Origin of the sequence: Rhizobacter sp. SG703 (genome assembly GCF_012275445.1) — a bacterium.
Classification (GTDB): Bacteria; Pseudomonadota; Gammaproteobacteria; order Burkholderiales; family Burkholderiaceae_C; genus Rhizobacter.
The window spans coordinates 195,405-216,241 of record NZ_JAAZQK010000009.1 but is presented as its reverse complement, the minus strand read 5'-3'; the positions used below and the strand labels follow the sequence as shown (position 1 = coordinate 216,241).

The 20,837-nt window shown below is 68.4% G+C and carries 18 protein-coding genes and 1 pseudogene; 7 read left to right on the top strand and 12 right to left on the bottom strand.

The genetic code is table 11. The annotated features are described in order from the left end of the window. Position 1: 1 nt before the first annotated feature. From clpB to FHT26_RS20280, 11 genes are all read right to left on the bottom strand, one after another. Positions 2–2,593, bottom strand: coding sequence for an ATP-dependent chaperone ClpB (gene clpB, locus FHT26_RS20330; protein ID WP_168561918.1), 2,592 nt, complete (start codon positions 2,591–2,593; stop codon positions 2–4). Positions 2,594–2,669: 76 nt separating this feature from the next. Further along, on the bottom strand, positions 2,670–3,068 hold the full coding sequence (crcB, locus tag FHT26_RS20325) for a fluoride efflux transporter CrcB (protein ID WP_210427502.1): 399 nt from the start codon (positions 3,066–3,068) through the stop codon (positions 2,670–2,672). Further along, a complete protein-coding gene (locus FHT26_RS20320; RefSeq protein WP_168561917.1) occupies positions 3,065–3,547 on the bottom strand; it encodes a molybdenum cofactor biosynthesis protein MoaE in 483 nt (160 codons plus the stop codon). The genes crcB and FHT26_RS20320 overlap by 4 nt, the downstream gene beginning before the upstream one ends. 1 nt (position 3,548) lies before the next feature. Beyond that, positions 3,549–3,800: a MoaD/ThiS family protein gene (locus tag FHT26_RS20315; protein WP_168561916.1), complete on the bottom strand. Its 252-nt coding sequence runs from the start codon at positions 3,798–3,800 to the stop codon at positions 3,549–3,551. Beyond that, complete coding sequence (locus FHT26_RS20310; protein ID WP_168561915.1) at positions 3,797–5,065, bottom strand: molybdopterin molybdotransferase MoeA; 1,269 nt, start codon at positions 5,063–5,065, stop codon at positions 3,797–3,799. Before FHT26_RS20310 ends, FHT26_RS20315 begins: the two co-directional genes overlap by 4 nt. Then, positions 5,037–5,567, bottom strand: a complete 531-nt coding sequence (gene mobB, locus FHT26_RS20305) for a molybdopterin-guanine dinucleotide biosynthesis protein B (protein WP_056814465.1) — start codon at positions 5,565–5,567, stop codon at positions 5,037–5,039. Before mobB ends, FHT26_RS20310 begins: the two co-directional genes overlap by 29 nt. Continuing rightward, positions 5,564–6,970, bottom strand: coding sequence for a threonine synthase (gene thrC / locus FHT26_RS20300; RefSeq protein ID WP_168561914.1), 1,407 nt, complete (start codon positions 6,968–6,970; stop codon positions 5,564–5,566). The genes mobB and thrC overlap by 4 nt, the downstream gene beginning before the upstream one ends. Continuing rightward, positions 6,967–8,292 carry a homoserine dehydrogenase gene (locus tag FHT26_RS20295; RefSeq protein ID WP_168561913.1) on the bottom strand — a complete coding sequence of 442 codons (1,326 nt, stop codon included), beginning with the start codon at positions 8,290–8,292 and terminating at the stop codon, positions 6,967–6,969. The genes thrC and FHT26_RS20295 overlap by 4 nt, the downstream gene beginning before the upstream one ends. Before the next feature lie 53 nt (positions 8,293–8,345). Further along, positions 8,346–9,572, bottom strand: a complete 1,227-nt coding sequence (locus FHT26_RS20290; protein ID WP_168561912.1) for a pyridoxal phosphate-dependent aminotransferase — start codon at positions 9,570–9,572, stop codon at positions 8,346–8,348. A gap of 61 nt (positions 9,573–9,633) precedes the next feature. Further along, positions 9,634–11,931, bottom strand: a complete 2,298-nt coding sequence (locus FHT26_RS20285) for a hypothetical protein (protein ID WP_168561911.1) — start codon at positions 11,929–11,931, stop codon at positions 9,634–9,636. A gap of 117 nt (positions 11,932–12,048) precedes the next feature. Then, positions 12,049–12,558: a CesT family type III secretion system chaperone gene (locus FHT26_RS20280; RefSeq protein WP_168561910.1), complete on the bottom strand. Its 510-nt coding sequence runs from the start codon at positions 12,556–12,558 to the stop codon at positions 12,049–12,051. A gap of 167 nt (positions 12,559–12,725) precedes the next feature. On the opposite strand from FHT26_RS20280, the gene FHT26_RS20275 reads away from it, so the two are divergent. The 3 genes from FHT26_RS20275 to FHT26_RS20265 all read left to right on the top strand — a co-directional run bounded on the left by FHT26_RS20275 (position 12,726) and on the right by FHT26_RS20265 (position 15,526). Further along, a complete protein-coding gene (locus FHT26_RS20275) occupies positions 12,726–13,100 on the top strand; it encodes an Mth938-like domain-containing protein (RefSeq protein ID WP_168561909.1) in 375 nt (124 codons plus the stop codon). 78 nt (positions 13,101–13,178) lie between these two features. Then, a complete protein-coding gene (locus FHT26_RS20270) occupies positions 13,179–13,655 on the top strand; it encodes a peroxiredoxin (protein WP_168561908.1) in 477 nt (158 codons plus the stop codon). A 182-nt stretch (positions 13,656–13,837) separates the two neighbouring features. After that, the gene (locus FHT26_RS20265; protein WP_168561907.1) at positions 13,838–15,526 is read left to right on the top strand and encodes a PhoH family protein; all 1,689 of its coding nucleotides are present in this window, start codon (positions 13,838–13,840) and stop codon (positions 15,524–15,526) included. A 62-nt stretch (positions 15,527–15,588) separates the two neighbouring features. Here the strand turns inward: FHT26_RS20265 and FHT26_RS20260 are convergent, their stop codons facing one another. After that, positions 15,589–17,493, bottom strand: coding sequence for a propionate--CoA ligase (locus tag FHT26_RS20260; protein ID WP_168561906.1), 1,905 nt, complete (start codon positions 17,491–17,493; stop codon positions 15,589–15,591). Between the two features lie 128 nt (positions 17,494–17,621). On the opposite strand from FHT26_RS20260, the pseudogene FHT26_RS20255 reads away from it, so the two are divergent. The 4 genes and pseudogenes from FHT26_RS20255 to FHT26_RS20240 form a co-directional block, all read left to right on the top strand. Continuing rightward, positions 17,622–18,275 (top strand): annotated as a pseudogene (locus tag FHT26_RS20255) (C40 family peptidase); the annotation flags it as partial. Positions 18,276–18,553: 278 nt separating this feature from the next. Beyond that, positions 18,554–19,675 carry a GTP 3',8-cyclase MoaA gene (gene moaA / locus FHT26_RS20250; RefSeq protein WP_168561904.1) on the top strand — a complete coding sequence of 374 codons (1,122 nt, stop codon included), beginning with the start codon at positions 18,554–18,556 and terminating at the stop codon, positions 19,673–19,675. Next, positions 19,672–20,286, top strand: coding sequence for a molybdenum cofactor guanylyltransferase MobA (gene mobA / locus FHT26_RS20245; RefSeq protein ID WP_168561903.1), 615 nt, complete (start codon positions 19,672–19,674; stop codon positions 20,284–20,286). Before moaA ends, mobA begins: the two co-directional genes overlap by 4 nt. Further along, a complete protein-coding gene (locus tag FHT26_RS20240) occupies positions 20,249–20,827 on the top strand; it encodes a GNAT family N-acetyltransferase (protein WP_168561902.1) in 579 nt (192 codons plus the stop codon). Before mobA ends, FHT26_RS20240 begins: the two co-directional genes overlap by 38 nt. Positions 20,828–20,837 lie beyond the last annotated feature (10 nt).

Sequence of the window (20,837 nt, the reverse complement as noted above, 5' to 3'; positions counted from 1 at the left end):
ATCAGTGCACGACGCGCGAGAAGCTGAACTCGCTGCCGTTCACATCCACCGGAATCACGTCCTTCGGCCCGAACCGGCCTTCGAGGATCAGCTTCGAGACCGGGTTCTCGATCTTCTGCTGGATCGCCCGCTTCAGCGGCCGGGCACCGAACACCAGGTCGAAGCCGACCTGGGCCAGTGCGGCCAGCGCGGCCGGCGACACGTCGAGCTTCATCTCCAGCTTGTCCAGCCGCTGCTCCAGCGTCTTCAGCTGGATGCGCGCGATCGCCTCGATGTTCTTCGCGTCCAGCGAGTGGAACACCACCGTCTCGTCGATGCGGTTCAGGAACTCCGGGCGGAAATGCTGCTTCACCTCGGCCCACACCGCCTCGCGGATGGCCTCGGGGTCCTGCCCGGCCATCTGCATGATCTGGTGCGAGCCCAGGTTGGACGTCATCACGATCACGGTGTTCTTGAAGTCCACCGTGCGGCCCTGGCCGTCGGTCAGCCGGCCGTCGTCGAGCACCTGCAGCAGCACGTTGAAGACGTCCGGGTGCGCCTTCTCGACCTCGTCGAGCAGCAGCACGCTGTACGGCTTGCGCCGCACCGCCTCGGTCAGGTAGCCGCCCTCGTCGTAGCCGACGTAGCCGGGCGGCGCGCCGATCAGCCGGCTCACCGAATGCTTCTCCATGAACTCGCTCATGTCGACGCGGATCAGGTGGTCTTCGCTGTCGAACAGGAAGCCGGCCAGCGCCTTGCACAGCTCGGTCTTGCCGACGCCGGTCGGGCCGAGGAACAGGAACGAGCCGGTCGGCCGGTTCGGGTCCGACAGGCCGGCGCGCGAGCGGCGGATCGCATCGGCCACTGCGCTGATCGCCTCGTCCTGGCCGACGACCCGCTCGTGCAGCTTGCCTTCCATCTGCAGCAGCTTCTCGCGCTCGCCTTGCATCAGCTTCGACACCGGAATGCCGGTGGCGCGCGCGACCACCTCGGCGATCTCCTCGGCGCCGACCATCGTGCGCAGCAGCTGCGGCCGGCTCGCGTCGGCGCCCTTCTTCACTTCGGTGGCCTGCGCGTCCTTCAGCGCCTTCTCCAGCTCCGGAAGCTTCCCGTACTGCAGCTCGGCGACCTTGTTGAAATCGCCCTTGCGCTTGAACTCCTCGATCTGGAAGCGGATGCGGTCGATCTCTTCCTTCACATGGGCCGAGCCCTGGGCCGCCGCCTTCTCGGCCTTCCAGATCTCCTCGAGGTCGGCGGCCTCGCGCTGCAGGCGCTCGATCTCTTCCTGGATCAGCCCGAGGCGCTTCTGCGAGGCTTCGTCCTTCTCGCGCTTGACCGCTTCGCGCTCGATCTGCAGCTGGATCAACCGGCGGTCGAGCTTGTCCATCGCCTCCGGCTTGGAGTCGATCTCGATCTTGATCTTGGCCGCGGCCTCGTCGATCAGGTCGATCGCCTTGTCGGGCAGGAAGCGGTCGGTGATGTAGCGGTGGCTCAGTTCGGCCGCGGCGACGATCGCCGGGTCGGTGATCTCGACGCCGTGGTGCACCTCGTACTTCTCCTGCAGCCCGCGCAGGATCGCGATGGTGGCCTCGACCGTCGGCTCGCCGACCAGGATCTTCTGGAAGCGGCGCTCCAGCGCGGCGTCCTTCTCGATGTACTTGCGGTATTCGTCCAGCGTGGTCGCCCCGATGCAGTGCAGCTCGCCGCGCGCCAGCGCCGGCTTCAGCATGTTGCCGGCGTCGATCGCGCCTTCGGCCTTGCCGGCGCCGACCATCGTGTGGATCTCGTCGATGAAGACGATGGTCTGGCCTTCGTCCTGCGCGACTTCCTTCAGCACCGACTTCAGCCGTTCCTCGAACTCGCCGCGGAACTTGGCACCGGCCAGCAACAGCGCCATGTCGAGCACCAGGACCCGCTTGCTCTTCAGCGAATCGGGCACCTCGCCGGCGACGATGCGCTGCGCGAGGCCCTCGACGATCGCCGTCTTGCCGACGCCCGGCTCGCCGATCAGCACCGGGTTGTTCTTGCTGCGGCGCTGCAGCACCTGGATCGCGCGGCGGATCTCGTCGTCGCGGCCGATCACCGGGTCGAGCTTGCCGTTGCGGGCGCGCTCGGTCAGGTCGAGGGTGTACTTCTTCAGCGCCTCGCGCTGGCCTTCGGCATCGGCGTTGTCGACCTTCTGGCCACCGCGCACCGCGTCGATCGCGGCTTCGAGCGACTTGCGGGTCAGGCCGTGCTCCTTGACGAACGGGCCGATCGACGACTTCGCGTCGGTCGCGGCCAGCAGGAACATCTCGCTCGCGATGAACTGGTCGCCGCGCTTGGTGGCTTCTTTTTCGGACGCCTGCAGCAGTGCGCCGAGCTCGCGGCTGGCCTGCACCTGCTCGCCGCCCTGCACCTGCGGCAGCTTGCGCAGCTCGGTATCGAGCGCGGCCTGCAGCCGGCCGGTGTTGACGCCGGCGCGGTCGAGCAAGGCCTTCGGCCCGTCGGTCTGGGCCAGCATCGCGGCCAGCAGGTGCACCGGCTCGATGTACGGGTTGTCGCGGTTCAGCGCGAGGCTCTGGGCCTCGCCGAGGGCTTCCTGGAACTTGGTGGTGAGCTTGTCGAGTCGCATGGGACGAATCCTCCGGTTGCAGGGGATTTGAGGGGAGCGCCCCGCTTTTCAAGCGCCGTCCGGATGCCAATCCGGGTCACAACACCAGGCGTGCGAGCTTGTATCCGACGCCTGCGCAGGCCAGCGAGCCCAGCACATGCGCGAGAGTGTGGCCGATGGCCAAGCTCCATTCGTTGCGCTGGATCAACGCGAGGGATTCGCCGGAGAACGACGAGAACGTCGTCAGCCCGCCGAGGAACCCGGTCACCATCAACAGGCGCAGCAGTTCGTTCGGGCTGCGCTGGAACCAGTACAGCGCGACACCGATCAGCAGGCCGCCGGCGCAGTTGACCAGCAGCGTGCCGAGCGGAAAACCGGCCCACTGCGCGTTCAGCCACAGCCCGGCCCACCAGCGCAGCAGCGCCCCGCAGGCGGCGCCGGTCGCGACCGCCAGCACCTGCAGCCCGGTGATGCCGGCCGCCACACCGCCGCTCATGGCGCGAGGTTCCCGCTGTCGATGCCCCAGCGCCGCAGCGCCGCATCGTCATGGCTGCGCGCATCGACCCAGCGCGCGCCCTGCGGCGTGTGCTCCTTCTTCCAGAACGGGGCTTGCGTCTTCAGGTAGTCCATCAGGAACTCGCAGGCTTCGAAGGCGGAACCGCGGTGCGCCGACGTGACGGCGACCAGCACGATCTGGTCCTGCGCATCGAGCACGCCGACGCGGTGGACCACGCGCGCGGCGCGGATGTCGAAGCGCGCCATCGCGGCATCGATCATCGCGTCGATCGACTTCTCGGTCATGCCGGGGTAGTGCTCGAGCTCCATGCGGCTGATGTCGGCGCCCTCGCTGCGGTCGCGCACCGTGCCGACGAACGCGACCACCGCGCCGACGCCGCCATCGCCGGCACGCAGCCGGGCCACTTCGGCGCCGAGGTCGAAGTCGTCGACCTGGATCGAGACGCGCGACTCGCCCATGTCAGCCTCCGGTCACCGGCGGGAAGAACGCCAGTTCGGCGTCGTCGTGCAGCACTGCGGCTTCATCGCACAGCGCCTGGTCGAGCGCGCAACGCAAGGCCCGCGTGCGTGCCAGCGCCGCGGCGTGGCGCTCGCTGCGGGCGATCAGCGCATCGCGCGCCGCCGCCACGTCGGCACCGGCCGGCAGCTCCAGCGACTCGCCGCTGCCCAGCGCCTCGCGCAGCGATGCGAAATAGCGGATGCGCAGCTTCATGCGAGCCACTCCGAGAACGGCACGTAGCGCACCGTGTCGCCGGCCGCGACGGCCTGGCCGGGCGGGTTGTCGACGATGCCGTCGCCCCACACCGCCGAGCTCAGCACGCCCGAGCCCTGGTTCGCGAACAGGTCCAGCCCGCCCTGCGCATTGCGGCGCACGCGCAGGAACTCGCGCCGCCGGTCGGGCTTCGGCCAGGCGAAGTCGGCCCGCATCGGCAACCCGTGCGGCATCCCGGCCGCGGCGCCCTGCAGCCGCAGCAGCACCGGGCGCACCGCCAGCAGGAAGGTGATGAAGCTCGACACCGGGTTGCCCGGCAGCCCGATGAACCAGGCCGCGGTGGCATCGCCGCGGCGCACGCTGCCGAACGCCAGCGGCTTGCCCGGCTTGACCGCGATCTGCCACAGGTCGAGCTGCCCTTCGGCCTGCACCGCCGGGCGCAGGTGGTCTTCTTCGCCGACCGACACGCCGCCGCTGGTGACGATCAGGTCGTGGCCTTGCGCCGCCCGCATCAGCGCATCGCGCGTCGCGTCGAGCCGGTCGGGCACGATGCCGAGGTCGGTCACGTCGCCGCCCAGCGCCTGGATCAGCGCCCGCAGCGTGTAGCGGTTGGAGTTGTAGATCGCGCCGGGGCGCAGCGGCTCGCCCGGCATCACCAGCTCGTCGCCGGTGGAGAACAGCGCGACGCGCGGCCGGCGCATCACCGACAGCGTCGCCGCGCCGACCGAGGCGGCCATGCCGAGCGCCTGCGGAGTCAGCCGCTGGCCCTGCGTCAGCACGACGCTGCCGTGCCGCACGTCCTCGCCGCGGCGGCGCACCCACTGGCCGGCCTTCGGCACCTCGTTGATGCGCACCTCGCTGCCGACGGCCTCGCACTGCTCCTGCATCACGACCGCATCGGCACCGGGCGGGATCGGTGCGCCGGTGAAGATGCGCGCCGCGCTGCCCGGCTGCAACGCGGGCGGCAGGCTGCCGGCCGGAATGCGCTGGCTCACCGGCAGCAGCGCGCCGGCCGCCGGCACGTCGGCGCTGCGCAGCGCATAGCCGTCCATCGCGGTGTTGTCGAGCGGAGGCACGTCGAGCTGCGCGTGCACGTCGGCGGCCAGCACGCGGCCGAGCGCGTCGAAGGTCGACAGGCTTTCGGCCTCGGCGGCCGGCAGCGGCTGCACCGCGGCCAGCAGGCGCGCCAGCGCGTCGTCGAGCGACAGCAGCGGCGAACGCGCAGGCGCCGGACGTTCAGGGGAAAGCGGGAGGCTGGTAGTCATAGCGCGAAGCATCGGCCAGCAGGAAAGCGGCTGCCGCCGCGGGGTCATTCAGGTCGAGCACCGGGCGCGAGGTCGGCTCGGGCAGGCGATCGGCGCTGTCGGTCGCGATCGCGACGATGAACGGATCGGTCGGGTAGTTCGCCTGCTTGCCGGTGGCCGCGCGCCAGACCTCGATCTTCGGCAGGTCGGCATGCTTGAAGCCTTCGACCAGCACCCAGTCGCAGTCGACCAGCTCGGCGATCAGCTGGTGCACCGTCGGCTCGGCCAGCTGCTCGTACTCGCGGATCTTGGCCAGCCGCCGGTCGGAGGCGATCACGATCTCGAACGCGCCGGCCTGGCGGTGGCGGTACGAATCCTTGCCCGGCTGGTCGATGTCGAAATCGTGGTGCGCATGCTTGACCACCGACACCCGCTGGCCGGCCGCGCGCAGCAGCGGGATCAGCTGCTCGACCAGCGTGGTCTTGCCGGCGCCCGAATACCCGCTGAAGCCGATGACGTTCACGGGTGCGCGACGATGTACTGCTTGACCGCGTCGGCATCGACCGGCATCACGACGAAGCGCTTCGGCAGGTCTTCGATGCCGTGCAGCTGGTACGGCCGCGCCGGCTCGCGGTTCAGCGCTTCGACGATGGTGTCGGCGAACTTGGCCGGCAGCGCGGTCTCGAGCACGATCATCGGCACCGCCGGGTCCAGGTGCTCGAGCGCGACCTTCAGCCCGTCGGCGGTGTGGGTGTCGATCATCGCGCCGAAGCGCTCGAACGCCAGGCGGATCGTCGCGAGCCGGTCGGCGTGCGTGCTGTGGCCCGACACGAAGCCGTAGCCGGCGATGCGCGCGAACTCGTCGGGCGTGATCTCGAAGCGGCCGTGCTGCTCGAGCGCGGTCTTGAACAACGCGCGGGTGCGCTCGCCGTCGCGCCCCAGCAGGTCGAACACGAAGCGCTCGAAGTTCGACGCCTTCGAGATGTCCATCGACGGGCTCGAGGTCTCGAAGGTCTCGCTGCCGGCGCGCACCCGGTAGGTGCCGCTGCGGAAGAACTCGTCGAGCACCCGGTTCTCGTTGGTGGCCAGCACCAGCTGCCGGATCGGCAGCCCCATGCTGCGCGCGACATGGCCGGCGCAGATGTTGCCGAAGTTGCCCGACGGCACCGCGAAGCTGACTTCCTTCGCGCCGTCGCGCGTGGCCTGGAGCCAGCCGGCGAAGTAGTACACCACCTGCGCCAGCAGCCGCGCCCAGTTGATCGAGTTGACGGTGCCGATGCGGTTAGCGCGCTTGAACGCGAGGTCGTTGGACACCGCCTTGACGATGTCCTGGCAGTCGTCGAACACGCCTTCGATCGCGATGTTGTGGATGTTGGCGTCCTGCAGGCTGAACATCTGCGCCTGCTGGAACGGACTCATGCGGCCGTGCGGGCTCAGCATGAAGACGTTGATGCCCTGCTTGCCGCGCATCGCGTACTCGGCCGCGCTGCCGGTGTCGCCCGAGGTCGCGCCGAGGATGTTCAGCGTCTCGCCGCGGCGGCCCAGTTCGTACTCGAACAGGTTGCCGAGCAGCTGCATCGCCATGTCCTTGAACGCGAGCGTCGGGCCGTTCGACAGGCCCTGCAGGTACAGGCCGGGGCGCAGCGCGGTGATCGGCGCGATCTCGGTGCTGCCGAACACCGCGGGGGTGTAGGTCTTCGCCGCGAGGCGGCGCAGGTCGGCGGCCGGAATGTCGTCGATGTAGAGCGACAGGATCTCGAACGCCAGCTCGTGGTACGGCAGCTCGCGCCAGCGCGCGAGCGTCGGCGCATCGACCTGCGGGTAGTGCGTGGGCAGGTAGAGCCCGCCGTCGGGCGCGAGGCCTTCGAGCAGGATGTCGCTGAAACCGCGCTGGGTAGCATCGCCACGGGTGCTGATGTATTTCACGACAGCTCTTCCTTGCGGATGCGCACGATCGGCGCCAGCACCGTCGGCAGCGCCTGCATCTGCGCCAGCGCCTTGTTCATCTCGCCCTCGACGGTGTCGTGGGTCAGGATGATCACGTCGGTGTGGGCTTCGCCTTCGGCAGACTCACGTTGCAGCAGCGCGTCGATCGAGATCGCGTGCTCGGCCAGGATGCCGGTGATGCGCGCCAGCACGCCGGCCTGGTCGGCCACCTGAAGCCGCAGGTAGAACGACGTGACGACCTGCCCGATGTCGAGGATCGGCGTGTCGGAGAGCTGGTCCGGCTGGAAGGCCAGGTGCGGCACGCGGTGGTCCGGGTCGGCGGTGTGCAGCCGCGTGATGTCGACCAGGTCGGCGACGACCGCCGACGCGGTCGGCTCGGAGCCCGCGCCCTTGCCGTACGACAGCGTCGTGCCGACCGCGTCGCCGTGCACGACGACGGCGTTCATCGCGCCTTCGACGTTGGCGATCAGCCGCTTGGTCGGCACCAGCGTCGGGTGCACGCGCAGCTCGATGCCGGCGTTGCGGCCGAGGTCGTCGCGCCGCTTCGTGATGCCCAGCAGCTTGATGCGGTAGCCGAGCTGCTCGGCATAGGTGATGTCGGCCGCCTGCAGCTTCGTGATGCCCTCGATGTGGGCGCGCTCGAATTGCACCGGCGTGCCGAACGCGATCGCGCTCATGATGGTCAGCTTGTGCGCGGCGTCGACGCCTTCGATGTCGAACGTCGGGTCGGCCTCGGCATAGCCCAGGCGCTGCGCTTCCTTCAGCACCGCGTCGAAATCGAGGCCCTTGGCCCGCATCTCCGACAGGATGAAGTTGGTGGTGCCGTTGATGATGCCGGCGATCCATTCGATGCGGTTGGCCGACAGGCCCTCGCGCAGCGACTTGATGATCGGGATGCCGCCGGCCACCGCGGCTTCGAAGGCGACCATCACGCCCTTCGCATGCGCGGCCGCGAAGATCTCGGTGCCGTGCACCGCGAGCAGCGCCTTGTTGGCGGTGACCACGTGCTTGCCGGCGGCGATGGCTTCCATCACCAGCGTCTTCGCGACGTCGTAGCCGCCGATCAGCTCGACGACGATGTCGATCGCCGGGTTCGCGATGACCTCGCGCGCATCGGCCACCACCCTGGCCGCATCGCCGACGATGCCGCGCGCACGTTCGACGTTGCGGGCCGCCACCATCGTGATCTGAATGCTGCGGCCGGCGCGACGCCGAATTTCCTCCTGATTGCGCTGCAGCACGTTGAACGTGCCGCTGCCGACGGTACCGAGGCCGAGCAGACCGACTTGGATTGGCTTCATGGTGCGAGAACGCCCGCGATGGGCTGGTTGAGGAATCGGTGCAACGACAGGGATCAGTGCGAATGACGCTTGCGGTAGTGGTCGAGGAAACGCGCGATGCGGCCGATCGCGTCGGACAGGTCGTCGGAATTCGGCAGGAACACCAGCCGGAAGTGATCGGGGTGCAGCCAGTTGAAGCCGGTGCCCTGCACGATCAGCACCTTCTCGTCGGCCAGCAGGTCGTAGGCGAACTGCTGGTCGTCGGCGATCGGGTACAGCTTCGGGTCGAGGCGCGGGAACATGTACAGCGCCGCCTTCGGCTTCACGCAGCTGACGCCGGGGATCTGCGTCAGCAGCTGGTGCGCGAGGTCGCGCTGGCGGCACAGCCGGCCGCCAGGCGCGACCAGGTCCTTGATGCTCTGGTAGCCGCCGAGCGCGGTCTGGATCGCGAGCTGGCCGGGCGTGTTCGAGCACAGGCGCATCGACGCGAGCATGTTCAGCCCCTCGATGTAGTCGCGCGCATGGCGCTTCTCGCCGGAGACGATCATCCAGCCGGCACGGTAGCCGCAGGAGCGGTAGTTCTTGCTGAGGCCGTTGAAGGTGACGAACAGCACGTCGGTCGCGAGCGACGCGATGCTGGTGTGGGTGTTGCCGTCGTACAGCGTCTTGTCGTAGATCTCGTCGGCGAAGACGATCAACTGGTGCTGGCGTGCGACCTCGACGATCTCCTGCAGCAGGCTGTCGGGGTACAGCGCGCCGGTCGGGTTGTTCGGGTTGATCACGACGATGGCCTTGGTGTTCGGCGTGATCTTCGCCTTGATGTCGGCGATGTCGGGGTACCAGTCGCTCTGCTCGTCGCAGACGTAGTGCACCGCGGTGCCGCCCGAGAGTGCCACCGACGCGGTCCACAGCGGGTAGTCGGGCGCAGGCACCAGCACCTCGTCGCCATCGTTGAGCAGCGCGTTCATGCTCATCGCGATCAGCTCGGACGCGCCGTTGCCGAGGTAGACGTCGTCGACGGTGACGCCGGCGATGTTCTTTTCCTGCGAGTAGTGCACCACCGCCTTGCGCGGGGCGAACAGGCCCTTCGAATCGGTGTAGCCGGCCGAATGCGGCAGGTTGCGGATCATGTCCTGCACGATCTCGTCCGGCGGCTCGAGGCCGAACACCGCGAGGTTGCCGATGTTCAGCTTGATGATCTTCTGGCCCTCTTCCTCCATCTGCCGGGCCTTCTCGAGCACGGGCCCGCGGATGTCGTAGCAGACGCTGGCAAGCTTGCTGGACTTGGCAATGGGTTTCAACGGGGGCTCCGGCGAGGGGTCAGGAGGGCGGAATTTTGGCACAGCACCGCGTTGCGACCGGTCATTGCGAGCTTTCATCCGCATGGTCCCCCTGGCGCCAGGAGTCTTCGTCGATCGCACTCGTTTGCGTGAAGCCGATGCCCGTGCCGTCGCCATCGTCGTCGCCGCCGCTCTTGAAGGTGTTCACGATCGCGTGCCGCCTCTCCATGTTCTCGCGAATCTCCCGCTCCCGCGGCGTCAACGGGGTCAGGCTCGCCGACGACGTCCCGGTCGCGATCACCTCGGCCAACCGGGTGACCGTGTCCGGATGGGCGCAGTCGTCGGGATTGGCGAGGTAGTTGGCACTGCGTGCGCGAGCGCCGCCGGTGGCGGCATTGAACAGGGACCCAACGACGAGGAAGAACCCCTCGAGCCGGGGATGGCCCAGCCGGCTGCACAGCGTTGCCAGCGAACCGAAGGCGTCGTTGCCGGCCGCCGCCGTCGCGATCCGGGCCGACGCGTTTCGCACGAAGTGCCGCTGGAACTTCTGCAAGCCCCCGTCCTCCAGCACGCAGGGCTGGCGGTCCACGGTGCAGACCAGCGGGCTGTCCGATGGCGACTCGAGCCCGACCAGCGCAGGACACCAGGCCACCAGCCTGCACGCGAGGTCGGGCCAGAAACCGTCGAAGGTCTCGTTCATCGGCCCATAGACGCTCTTGAACTCGATGCCGATCGCCTCGTGAACCAGGCATGTCCTCAGCTGGATCAGCGAGATCAGGTCCTTGCCCCAGACCTGTCCGACCCCCAGCGTGGCCACCGACGAGACGGCATAGAGCACATCGCGCAACAGCCACACCCGCCATTGCTCGTCGTCCGTCAGCTTGATGAACTCCTCCCGGCCCTGCGCGTTGATGATGCGGCGGCACAACGAGAGCCCGGAAGTCCATCGGCTGCGCGTGGCGGACTGCAGCAGGTCGCGCAACGGGCGCGCGACCAGGCCGGTGAGCTGCGCCTGCACCGGTATCAGCGCGCAGCGCCATGCATGCTCGATGCGCTCGGCGGACATCGCCATCGCCGCTGCGATCTCGCATTCGCTTGCGTTCGACGAACCGGCGTGCAGCGATTCGGGCTCGAAGGCCGCGCTGTCGTTGAGTTCCGGATGGCCCTGCGAAATCGCCTCGGAATCGAAGGACGCCAGGCCGAACATGAAGAAGCTGATCGGCAGGACCCACGGCAGGATCAACGAGGTCCATCGCATCAGGTTGAAGCATTTCGACTCGGCGTAGCGGCCGAGCTGCGGGTCTGTGTGCAGGCGGAAAGCCTGCCGGTCGACGATGCATTTCTGGAACAGCCGGTCGAATCCGATGAACGCCAGCCCGACCGTCAAGCCCAGGATCGTCGCCTGCGGCCAAGCCTGTCCATCGACCGCAGAGTCGAAGGCATCGTAGGCACATTTCATGGCCCACCCCGCGATCAGCAGCGCAATCAGGTGAGAAGCCCCCTCGCGCAGGCCGTTCGGGGCAGACCGCAGCAGCCACGGCAGGCGCTCGAACCATGGCACCGTCAACGCAGCTTCGGTGGAAGGCTCCTCGCGAAGGCCGTCCGCGTCGACCAACGGCATCGCACCGATGTCGCTTTCGACGCGGGAAAGAAGCGGTTCCCGGAATTGCTTCAGCAGAGACGCCACGGACCGGACGATGGCCGGCGACAGCTCGTTGCCGCTTGCGAGGGACACGACCTGGCACTGCACCAGCAGTTGGATCGACAGCATGCCCAGCGATTCCGTCGGCATCCTGTTTTCATCGAACAGCCCGGCGAGCGCCTTCAGCGCCGTGCGCAACTCCTCGCCGCGTCCTTCCATCGCGCAGCAGGCCGCGTGGGTCAGCAGGCCGAGGCCGAGCCGCCTGCCCTCGCCGTACGATCGCTCCGACCGGACCTGGCTGAGCACATGCGCACGATTCGTGCTGCAGCCCGCCGGCATCATGTCGCGCACGCCCAGCGCGTCGAGATGTTCTTTTGCAAAATCCAACGCGCCACGAAGCTTCAGATCGCGCTGGCCCTTGAGCACGGCCTTCACCGCCAGGTGCAATTCGGCAAGCACTTCTTTCTGGTCGCGTCCCGCAACGGCCGCCAGCACCTCGCACACGGCACGCTTGACGCTTCTTCTGCCCGAGCCTTTCGAGAAGTTGATGCCGCTGCCCGAGAGATCCGTCAGGCGCTGCACCAGCGCCTCTCCCGGCGTCTGCGAGGGTTCGGGCACGCCACGGGCCTTGGCGGCTTCTTTCGTGCCGCTACGCGTCGAATCGCATCCACGCCGCCCTTCCATCAAGGTGAGGAGGCGGCCCCAATGCTCGGCCTCTTTCTCCAAGCGGCCGGACAAGTTGGCGTTGTCGACCGCCCGCTCCTTGAATGCAGAGCCGAAGGACGCGAGAGGAGAGACTGCCCGGCCCCCCCGAGGGGCAGTTCCGCTTGGTGTCTGCATGGCGGCCTTCGTCGCTCAGATGCGCTGGTGACAATGCAGACCGGCATGCGTCGCCTCCTGCGTTCCGACGCCGTCCCGGACACTGTCGTCCAGCAACCCGTGGCGCCGCCAATGCAGCGCGAGTTCGGCGGCGGCTCTCAGGGAGCACACGAGCGCGTCGGCCTTGACGGCTCCCAGATCGCCATCGATGACGCACACGGCACGACCGGAATCCGGATCGATCCCGAGGGTCGTGCCGCGCTGCTGCAGCATCAGCACGAAGTTGAGTTCCAGCATCCGCCTGAGCAGGTCCTCCAGCCTGGGAACGGGCGGTGCTTCGACCGGCCCGAGGTCGCACTGCATCCGCATGCGGCGCGGGTCGACCAGCGGGTCGTAGCGCAATGAAAAAGCGACGCCTTCGACTTCGATGTCGGAGCGTGCAGCCCTTCCTTCCTCGACCGTCCAGCCGACCGGCATCGTCAGGTCGAGGTGCCGGTGCACCGCGCGCACCAGGCTTGCAAACCCGTCATGCAGGCTCGACGACATGTGAAACCCTTCCACTGGCGATTCGTGAGTGACGATCCGTTGGTAACGAAAAGCCCGGGGTTGCACCATCTATGTTGGATATGCCGACATCTCGTTTTCAGATGGTGGGGGCGCGGTATGGAAGAATTCACCGGTCCTGCCGCCCGCATCCGACACCTCCAGCACCCATGAAACTCCAGCCCGACCGCATCGAAGGCGTCAACGCCGTTTCCGGACTGATCCCCGGCGCCGTCTCGATCAACGGCATCGTGCATCGCCAGAGCATCGTCGTGCCGTGGCAGGGCGAGGTCGTGCCATGGCGTGTCGAGCGCTTCGAAGACCTGACGGCCGAGCATTTCAGTGCGATCGCGGCGCTGTCGCCCGAGTTGGTGATCTTCGGCAGCGGGGACCGCATCCGCTTCCCGTCGCCGGCGCTGCTGCGCCCGTTGATCGACCAGCGCATCGGCATCGAAACGATGGACACCGCGGCGGCCTGTCGCACCTACAACGTGCTGGTCTCGGAAGGGCGCCGCGCGGTGGTCGGCCTGCTGCTGGGCGGTTGATGGCGCGCCGGACCGCAATGGCCGTGGCCTTATAATCAACGGCTACGCCTCCCGCGGCGCAACTCCCCAGAATTCTTCATGACGCCAGCCCTCAACAAACCCCTCCCGGAATTTGAAGCGCTCGCAACCGGTGGCGTGAAGTTCACGCCCGCCGCCTTCGCGGGGCAGATCGTCGTTCTCTACTTCTACCCGAAGGACAATACGCCCGGTTGTACCACCGAGGCCATGCAGTTTCGCGATCGGCACAAGGATTTCGTCAAGGCCGGTGCGGTGGTTTTTGGCGTCTCGCGCGACAACATGAGTTCGCACGACAAGTTCAAGCAGAACCTCGAACTGCCGTTCGAGCTGATCGCCGACACCGAAGAGAAGTTGTGCCACATGTTCGGCGTCGTCAAGAACAAGATCATGTACGGCAAGAAGGTCAAGGGCATCGAGCGCAGCACCTTCCTGATCGACGCCGAAGGCGTGCTGCGGGTCGAATGGCGCGGCCTCAAGGTCGCCGGCCACGTCGACGAAGTGCTGAAAGCGGTCAAGGGCCTGAAGAAGTCGGGCTGATCCGCGAAATCCACGACGGCGGGAGTTTTGTTGAGGTGTCGTCGTGGATGTGCATAATGAGTCATGCCTGTGAGTTGTGAATTCAGACAGCCAGTCATCATCAAGCCGCTCGGGCAACCGCGCGGCTTTTTTGTTGCCCTCGCCTCCCCCACCTGACCTCCAAGCCCACCTGACACACACCCATGCCACTGCCCAAGCCGCCTGCCAAACGCGCCGCCCTCCTCACCCCCGCCGATTTCGAATCGCAGGCCGCTCCCAAACCCGGCAAACGCACGCAGAACAAACGCAGCGAGGACCCCGCTTCACCGGCGGTCCTCGACCTGTTCGATGCCCCGCGCGAAGCCGCGCCGGTGGTCACGGCCAAGGCCAAGCCCATCGCGCCGGTGATGCCGCCGTCGGCCCCGGCACCGGTCGCCACCGCGGCACGCCGCCCGACCCCCGAGCCGAAGCTGCGCAAGCCGCGCGGCACCGGCCCGGCCAAGCTGTTCGTGCTCGATACCAACGTGCTGATGCACGACCCGACATGCCTGTTCCGCTTCGAGGAACACGACGTCTACCTGCCGATGATCACGCTCGAAGAGCTCGACGATCACAAGAAAGGCATGTCCGAAGTCGCCCGCAACGCACGCCAGGTGAGCCGCGACCTCGACGCGCTGGCCGGCGGCCTGTCCGACCAGCCCGGCCGCGACATGGCCGAAGGCCTGCCGCTGGCGGGCACCGGCCACCGCGAGGCCGGCGGCAAGCTGTTCTTCCAGACCACGCTGGTCAACGTGACGCTGCCGCAGGGGCTGCCGCAGGGCAAGGCCGACAACCAGATCCTGGGCGTCGTGCAGGCGCTGCGCGACCAGCAGCAAGGCCGCGAGGTGGTGCTGGTGTCCAAGGACATCAACATGCGCATCAAGGCGCGTGCGCTGGGCCTGGCCGCCGAGGACTACACCAACGACAAGACGCTCGAAGACGGCGACCTGCTCTACACCGGCGTGCTGGCGCTGCCGGCCGATTTCTGGGACCGCCATGGCAAGACCATGGAGAGCTGGAACCAGGGCGGCCTCACCTACTACCGCATCAGCGGGCCGATGGTGCCGGCGCTGCTCGTCAACCAGTTCGTCTACCTCGAAGCCCCGGGTGCCGCGCCGCTGTACGCCAAGGTCACCGAGATCACCGGCAAGACCGCGGTACTGCGCACGCTGCGCGAATACACCCACCAGAAGAATGCGGTGTGGGGCGTCACCGCGCGCAACCGCGAGCAGAACTTCGCGCTGAACCTGCTGATGGACCCCGACTGCGACTTCATCACGCTGACCGGCACGGCCGGCACCGGCAAGACGCTGATGACGCTGGCGGCCGGGCTGTCGCAGGTGATGGACGACCGCCGCTACACCGAGATCATCGTGACCCGCGTGACGGTGCCGGTGGGCGAGGACATCGGCTTCCTGCCGGGCACCGAGGAAGAAAAGATGTCGCCGTGGATGGGCGCGCTCGACGACAACCTCGAGGTGCTGTCGAAGACCGACGGTGCGGCCGGCGAATGGGGCCGTGCGGCCACCAACGACCTGGTGCGCAGCAAGATCAAGATCAAGAGCCTGAACTTCATGCGCGGGCGCACCTTCCTGAACAAGTTCGTCATCATCGACGAGGCGCAGAACCTGACGCCCAAGCAGATGAAGACGCTGATCACCCGCGCCGGCCCCGGCACGAAGATCGTGTGCCTGGGCAACCTGGCGCAGATCGACACGCCGTACCTGACCGAAGGCAGCTCCGGGCTCACCTTCGCGGTCGACCGGTTCAAGGGCTGGCCGCATTCGGGACACGTGACGCTGGCGCGCGGGGAACGTTCGCGGCTGGCCGATTTCGCGTCGGAAGTGCTCTGACGCTCCGTTCGGGCTGAGCCTGTCGAAGCCCTGGCTCCCTGGGAGCGGGCCCTTCGACAGGCTCAGTGCGAACGGACATCCACGCGCTCGCGGATCTGCTGCAGCGCGGTCGGGTCCTCGATCGTCGTCAGGTCGCCCGGGTCGCGGTGCTCGCAGACGGCCTGGATCGCGCGGCGCAGCAGCTTGCCGGAGCGTGTCTTCGGCAGCGCGTTGACGACGTGCACGCGCGACGGCCGCGCGATCGCGCCGAGCCCCTGCTCGACCGTCTTCATCACCTCGCCCTCGAGCCGCAGCCGCCCGGCTTCGTCGCCCGCCAAGCCCGCATCGCGCAGCACGACGAAGGCCATGGCCGCCTGGCCCTTCAGCGCGTCGGCCACGCCCACCACCGCCACCTCGGCCACCGCCGGGTGGCTGCTGATGCTCTCCTCGATCTCGCGCGTGCCCAGCCGGTGCCCGGCCACGTTGATCACGTCGTCGGTCCGGCCGAGGATGAAGTAGTAGCCGTCCTCGTCGCGCACGCCCCAGTCGAAGGTGCTGTAGACCATGCGCCCGGGAATCGTCTTCCAGTAGGTCTCGACGAAGCGCGCATCGTCGCGCCACACCGTCTGCATGCAGCCGGGCGGCAGCGGCCCCTCGATGACCAGCACGCCCTTCCGGTTCGGCTGCGTCAGCTCTTCCCCGCTCAGCTCGTCGACCAGCCGCACGTCGTAGCCGTACATCGCGACGCCCGGGCTGCCGAAGCGCCCCGACGCCCGCTCCACGCCGTTCGCGATCGTCAGGATCGGCCAGCCGGTCTCCGTCTGCCAGTAGTTGTCGATGACCGGCTTGCCGATGCCGTCGGCGATCCAGTGCGCGGTCGGCTCGTCGAGCGGCTCGCCGGCCAGGAACAGCGCGCGCAGGCTCGACAGGTCGTGCCGCTTCAGCAATGCGGCATCGTGCTTCTTCAGCACCCGCACCGCGGTCGGCGAACTGAACATCACGCTGACGCGGCAGGTCTCGACCAGGCGCCACCACACCGCCGCGTCCGGTCGCACCGGCAGCCCCTCGTACATCAGCGTCGCCATCCCGGCGATCAACGGCCCGTAGACGATGTAGCTGTGGCCGACCACCCAGCCGATGTCGCTGGTGCAGAAGAAGGTCTCGCCGGCGCGCCCCTCGAAGATGTGCTTCATGCTCGCGGCCAAGGCCACCGCGTAGCCGCCGGTGTCGCGCTGCACGCCCTTGGGCCGGCCGGTGGTGCCGCTGGTGTACAGCGTATAGCTCGGCTGCGTGGACTCGACCCAGGTGCAGGGCACGGCCGCGTCGAAATGCTCGGCCCGCAGCGCTTCGTACGACGCATCGCGCTGCGTGTCGAGTTGCATCGGCGCGAGCCCGCGGTCGATCATCAGCGTGCGCGGCGTCTTGTGATCGGCCAGCCGCATCGCCTCGTCGAGCAACGGCTTGTACGCGATGACCTTGCCGCCGCGGCTGCCGGCATCGGCGCTGACGATCAAGGCCGGCTGCGCATCGTCGATGCGGCTGGCCAGGCTCGCGCTGGCAAAGCCGCCGAACACCACCGAATGGATCGCGCCGATGCGGGCGCAGGCCAGCATCGCGAACGCCGCCTCCGGAATCATCGGCAGGTAGACCAGCACGCGGTCGCCCTGCTTCACGCCGAGCGACAGCAGGATCGCCGCCATGCGCTGCACCTCGGCATGCAGTTCGCGGAAGCTGTAGCGCCGCTCGTCGCCGGTCTCGCTCGAGACGTAGATCAGCGCGTGCTCGTCGGCGCGCGCGGCCAGGTGGCGGTCGACCGCGTTGTGGCACAGGTTGGTCCGTCCGCCGACGAACCAGCGCGCGAACGGCGGGTGACTGGCATCGCAGACCTGCTCGAACGGCCGCTCCCAGTCGATCAAGGCCGCCTGATCGGACCAGAAGCCGTCGCGGTCGGCCAGCGAGCGCGCATGAAAATCTCGGTAGGAAGCCATACCTCGGTTACACCACAGAAACACCTCCGCAACAACCCAGGAAAAGCCTGAAAAGAACGTGCTAAGTGCCGGTTTTGAAAGGACTTTTGGCGTTGACGCTGCCCGGTGACTCTTTTATGCTGCGCGCCATGTTGCGGTTGGCCGTCTCCTTTTTCGTGCGCGCTTCGCTGGTGGCCCTGGCCGCCGCGAGCGGCAGCGCCTGGGCCGACACCGACCAGATCACCCGCCTGCTGAGCGACAAGGGCCTGATCGCCCCGGGCGGTGCCGCCAGCACGCCAGCCGCAGCGCCGCCCGCCGAACCGACGGCTGCGGCCACCGCAGCGCCCGTCGCGACTCCCCCCGCAGCCGCCCCCGAAAGCTTCACGCAGCACGTCCGCCAGAAGGCGTCCGACATGGTGCTGACCGCGATGAACTTCCTGGGCGTGCGCTACCGCCGCGGCGGCAACGATGCCGATTCCGGCTTCGACTGCAGCGGCTTCACCCGCCACATCTTCGAGAGCAGCCTGGGCCTGGTGCTCCCGCGCCGAGCCGACGAGCAGGCGCGGGCCAAGGGCCTGCTCGCCGTCAAGCGCGATGATCTGAAGCCCGGCGACCTGGTGTTCTTCAACACGCTGCGCCGCACCTTCTCGCACGTCGGCATCTACATCGGCGAAGGCAAGTTCATCCATGCGCCGAAGCCCGGCGGCGAGGTGCGGGTCGAGGACATGCGCTTCGCCTACTGGGCCAAGCGCTTCACCGGCGCCCGCCGGGCCGAGCAGGCCGAGGCACCGGCGGCCGCTTCCGTCGACGCGGCAGCGACCGCCGTCGAATCGCTGTCCGACGGCCGCGCGGTGACCGCCGTCGTCGACAACGTCGCGACGGCCGCCACCACCGCGGCAGCACCGCTCGCCGCCGCGGTGCCCGAGGTGATGAAGCCGGCCAGCCCGCCGGCGACGCGCAAGGCCGCGCACAAGACCCGCCGCAAGCCCGCTGCGAAAGCCGTCAAGGCCTGAATCAACAGAACGCGCGGTCGAATCGCCCCACGCCCATCCGACAAATACCGGCCGGGCACAATCCGCCCATGGCCGACAAAGTGATCCCGCTGGCAGACCTCCGCTACGCGTCCAGCGTACCGGTGGTGCCCCAGCATTCGACGGCCCCGACCGGCCTGCTGGCCGACACGCTCGGCCGACCGCTGCGCGACCTGCGCATCTCGGTGACCGACCGCTGCAACTTCCGCTGCAGCTACTGCATGCCGAAGGAAGTCTTCGACAAGCACTACGAGTTCCTGCCGCACAGCTCGCTGCTGAGCTTCGAGGAGATCGCGCGGCTGGCCGGCGTGTTCGTCGCGCACGGCACGCACAAGATCCGCCTGACCGGCGGCGAGCCGCTGCTGCGCAAGAACCTGGAGCGCCTGGTCGGGATGCTGGCCGCGTTGCGCACCGTCGACGGCACCCCGCTCGACCTGACGCTGACCACCAACGGCTCGGTGCTCGCCCGCAAGGCGCAGGCGCTGAAGGATGCCGGGCTGCAGCGCATCACCGTCAGCCTCGACGCGCTCGACGACTCGGTGTTCCGCCGCATGAACGACGCCGATTTCCCGGTCGCCGACGTGCTGGCCGGCATCGATGCCGCGCAGCGCGTCGGGCTCGGCCCGATCAAGGTCAACATGGTGGTCAAGCGCGGCACCAACGACGACCAGATCGTCGCGATGGCGCGGCACTTCCGGCACACCGGCGTGGTGCTGCGCTTCATCGAGTACATGGACGTCGGCGCCACCAACGGCTGGCGCATGGACGAGGTGCTGCCGTCGGCCGAGGTCGTCGCGCGCGTCGGCGCGGCCTTCCCGCTGCAGCCGCTCGATGCGCAGCAGACGGGCGAGACCGCGCAACGCTGGCGCTATGCCGACGGCGGCGGCGAGATCGGCGTGATCTCGAGCGTGACGCAGGCCTTCTGCAGCGACTGCAACCGCGCGCGGCTGTCGACCGAGGGCAAGCTCTACCTGTGCCTGTTCGCGAACCGCGGCCACGACCTGCGCGCACTGCTGCGCGAGGGCCGCAGCGATGCCGAGATCTCGGCGGCGATCGGCGGCGTGTGGAACCGCCGCGCCGACCGCTATTCCGAACTGCGCAGCGAAGCCGGCGCGCAGCCGTCGTCCGCGCCGGCCGGGCGCCGCGTCGAGATGCACTACATCGGCGGATGAACCCGGCGCTGATCACCGGGCTGGTGCTGGCCGGCGGGCAAGGTCGCCGCATGGGGGGGGTGGACAAGGGCCTGCAGGCCTTCGCCGGCGCCACGCTCGCGCAGCATGCACTGCAGCGGCTCGCGCCGCAGGTCGGCCGCACGATGCTCAGCGCGAACCGCCACCTCGACGACTATCGCCAGCTCGGCGTGCCGGTCTGGCCCGATGCCCTGCCCGCTGCGCTGCCCGAGTACGCCGGGCCGCTGGCCGGCATGCTGGCCGGCCTGCAGCATTGCGAGACACCGCTGCTGGTCAGCGTGCCGTGCGACACCCCGCACTTCCCGCTCGACCTGGTGGTGCGCCTGTCCGACGCGATGACCGCCGCCGATGCCGAGATCGCGATGGCGGTGAGCCGCGACGGTGATAGCCTTCAGCCCGAGCCGACCTTCTGCCTGATCCGGGTCGGCCTTGCCAACAGCCTGCGGGAGTTCATGCAGTCCGGCCAACGCCGGGTGCACACCTGGGCTGCACAGCACCGCCTCGCGGAGGCGGTGTTCGATGAACCCGGGGCCTTCGCCAATGCCAACACCCTCGATGACCTTGACCGACTCCGCACGCCGCGCGGCCCCTGAGCTGCTGGTGATCCGTGCGCTCGGCGTCGCCGACCTGCCTGCCTACAAGGCCTTGCGCGACGGCATGCTGCACGCCTTCCCCGACGCCTTCACGTCCGACGCGCTCACCGAATCGCGCAAGCCGGCCGAGGTCTACCTGCCGCGACTCGGGCTGGGCCACGTCGGCGGCGGGCAGTTCACGCTCGGCGCCTGGGACGACGGCGAGCTGCTGGGCGCCCTCACCTGCGAGCGCGAGAGCCGCAGCAAGGTGCGCCACATCGGCCACGTCGTCGGGATGATGGTGCAGGCGCAGGCCGCCGGCCGCGGCATCGGCCGCGCGCTGCTGGCAGCGTGCATCGAGCAGGCGCAGGCGGCCGACGGCATCGAGCTGCTGACGCTGTCGGTCACGTCGAGCAACCGGCGCGCGGTGCGGCTCTACGAAGGCGCCGGCTTCGAGCGCTACGGCACACTGAAGCGCGCCATCAAGGTCGACGGCGTCTACCACGACAAGGACCTGATGTCGCTGGCGCTGACGCTGCCGACCTCGACGGCGCCGCGCTGACGACCCTCCC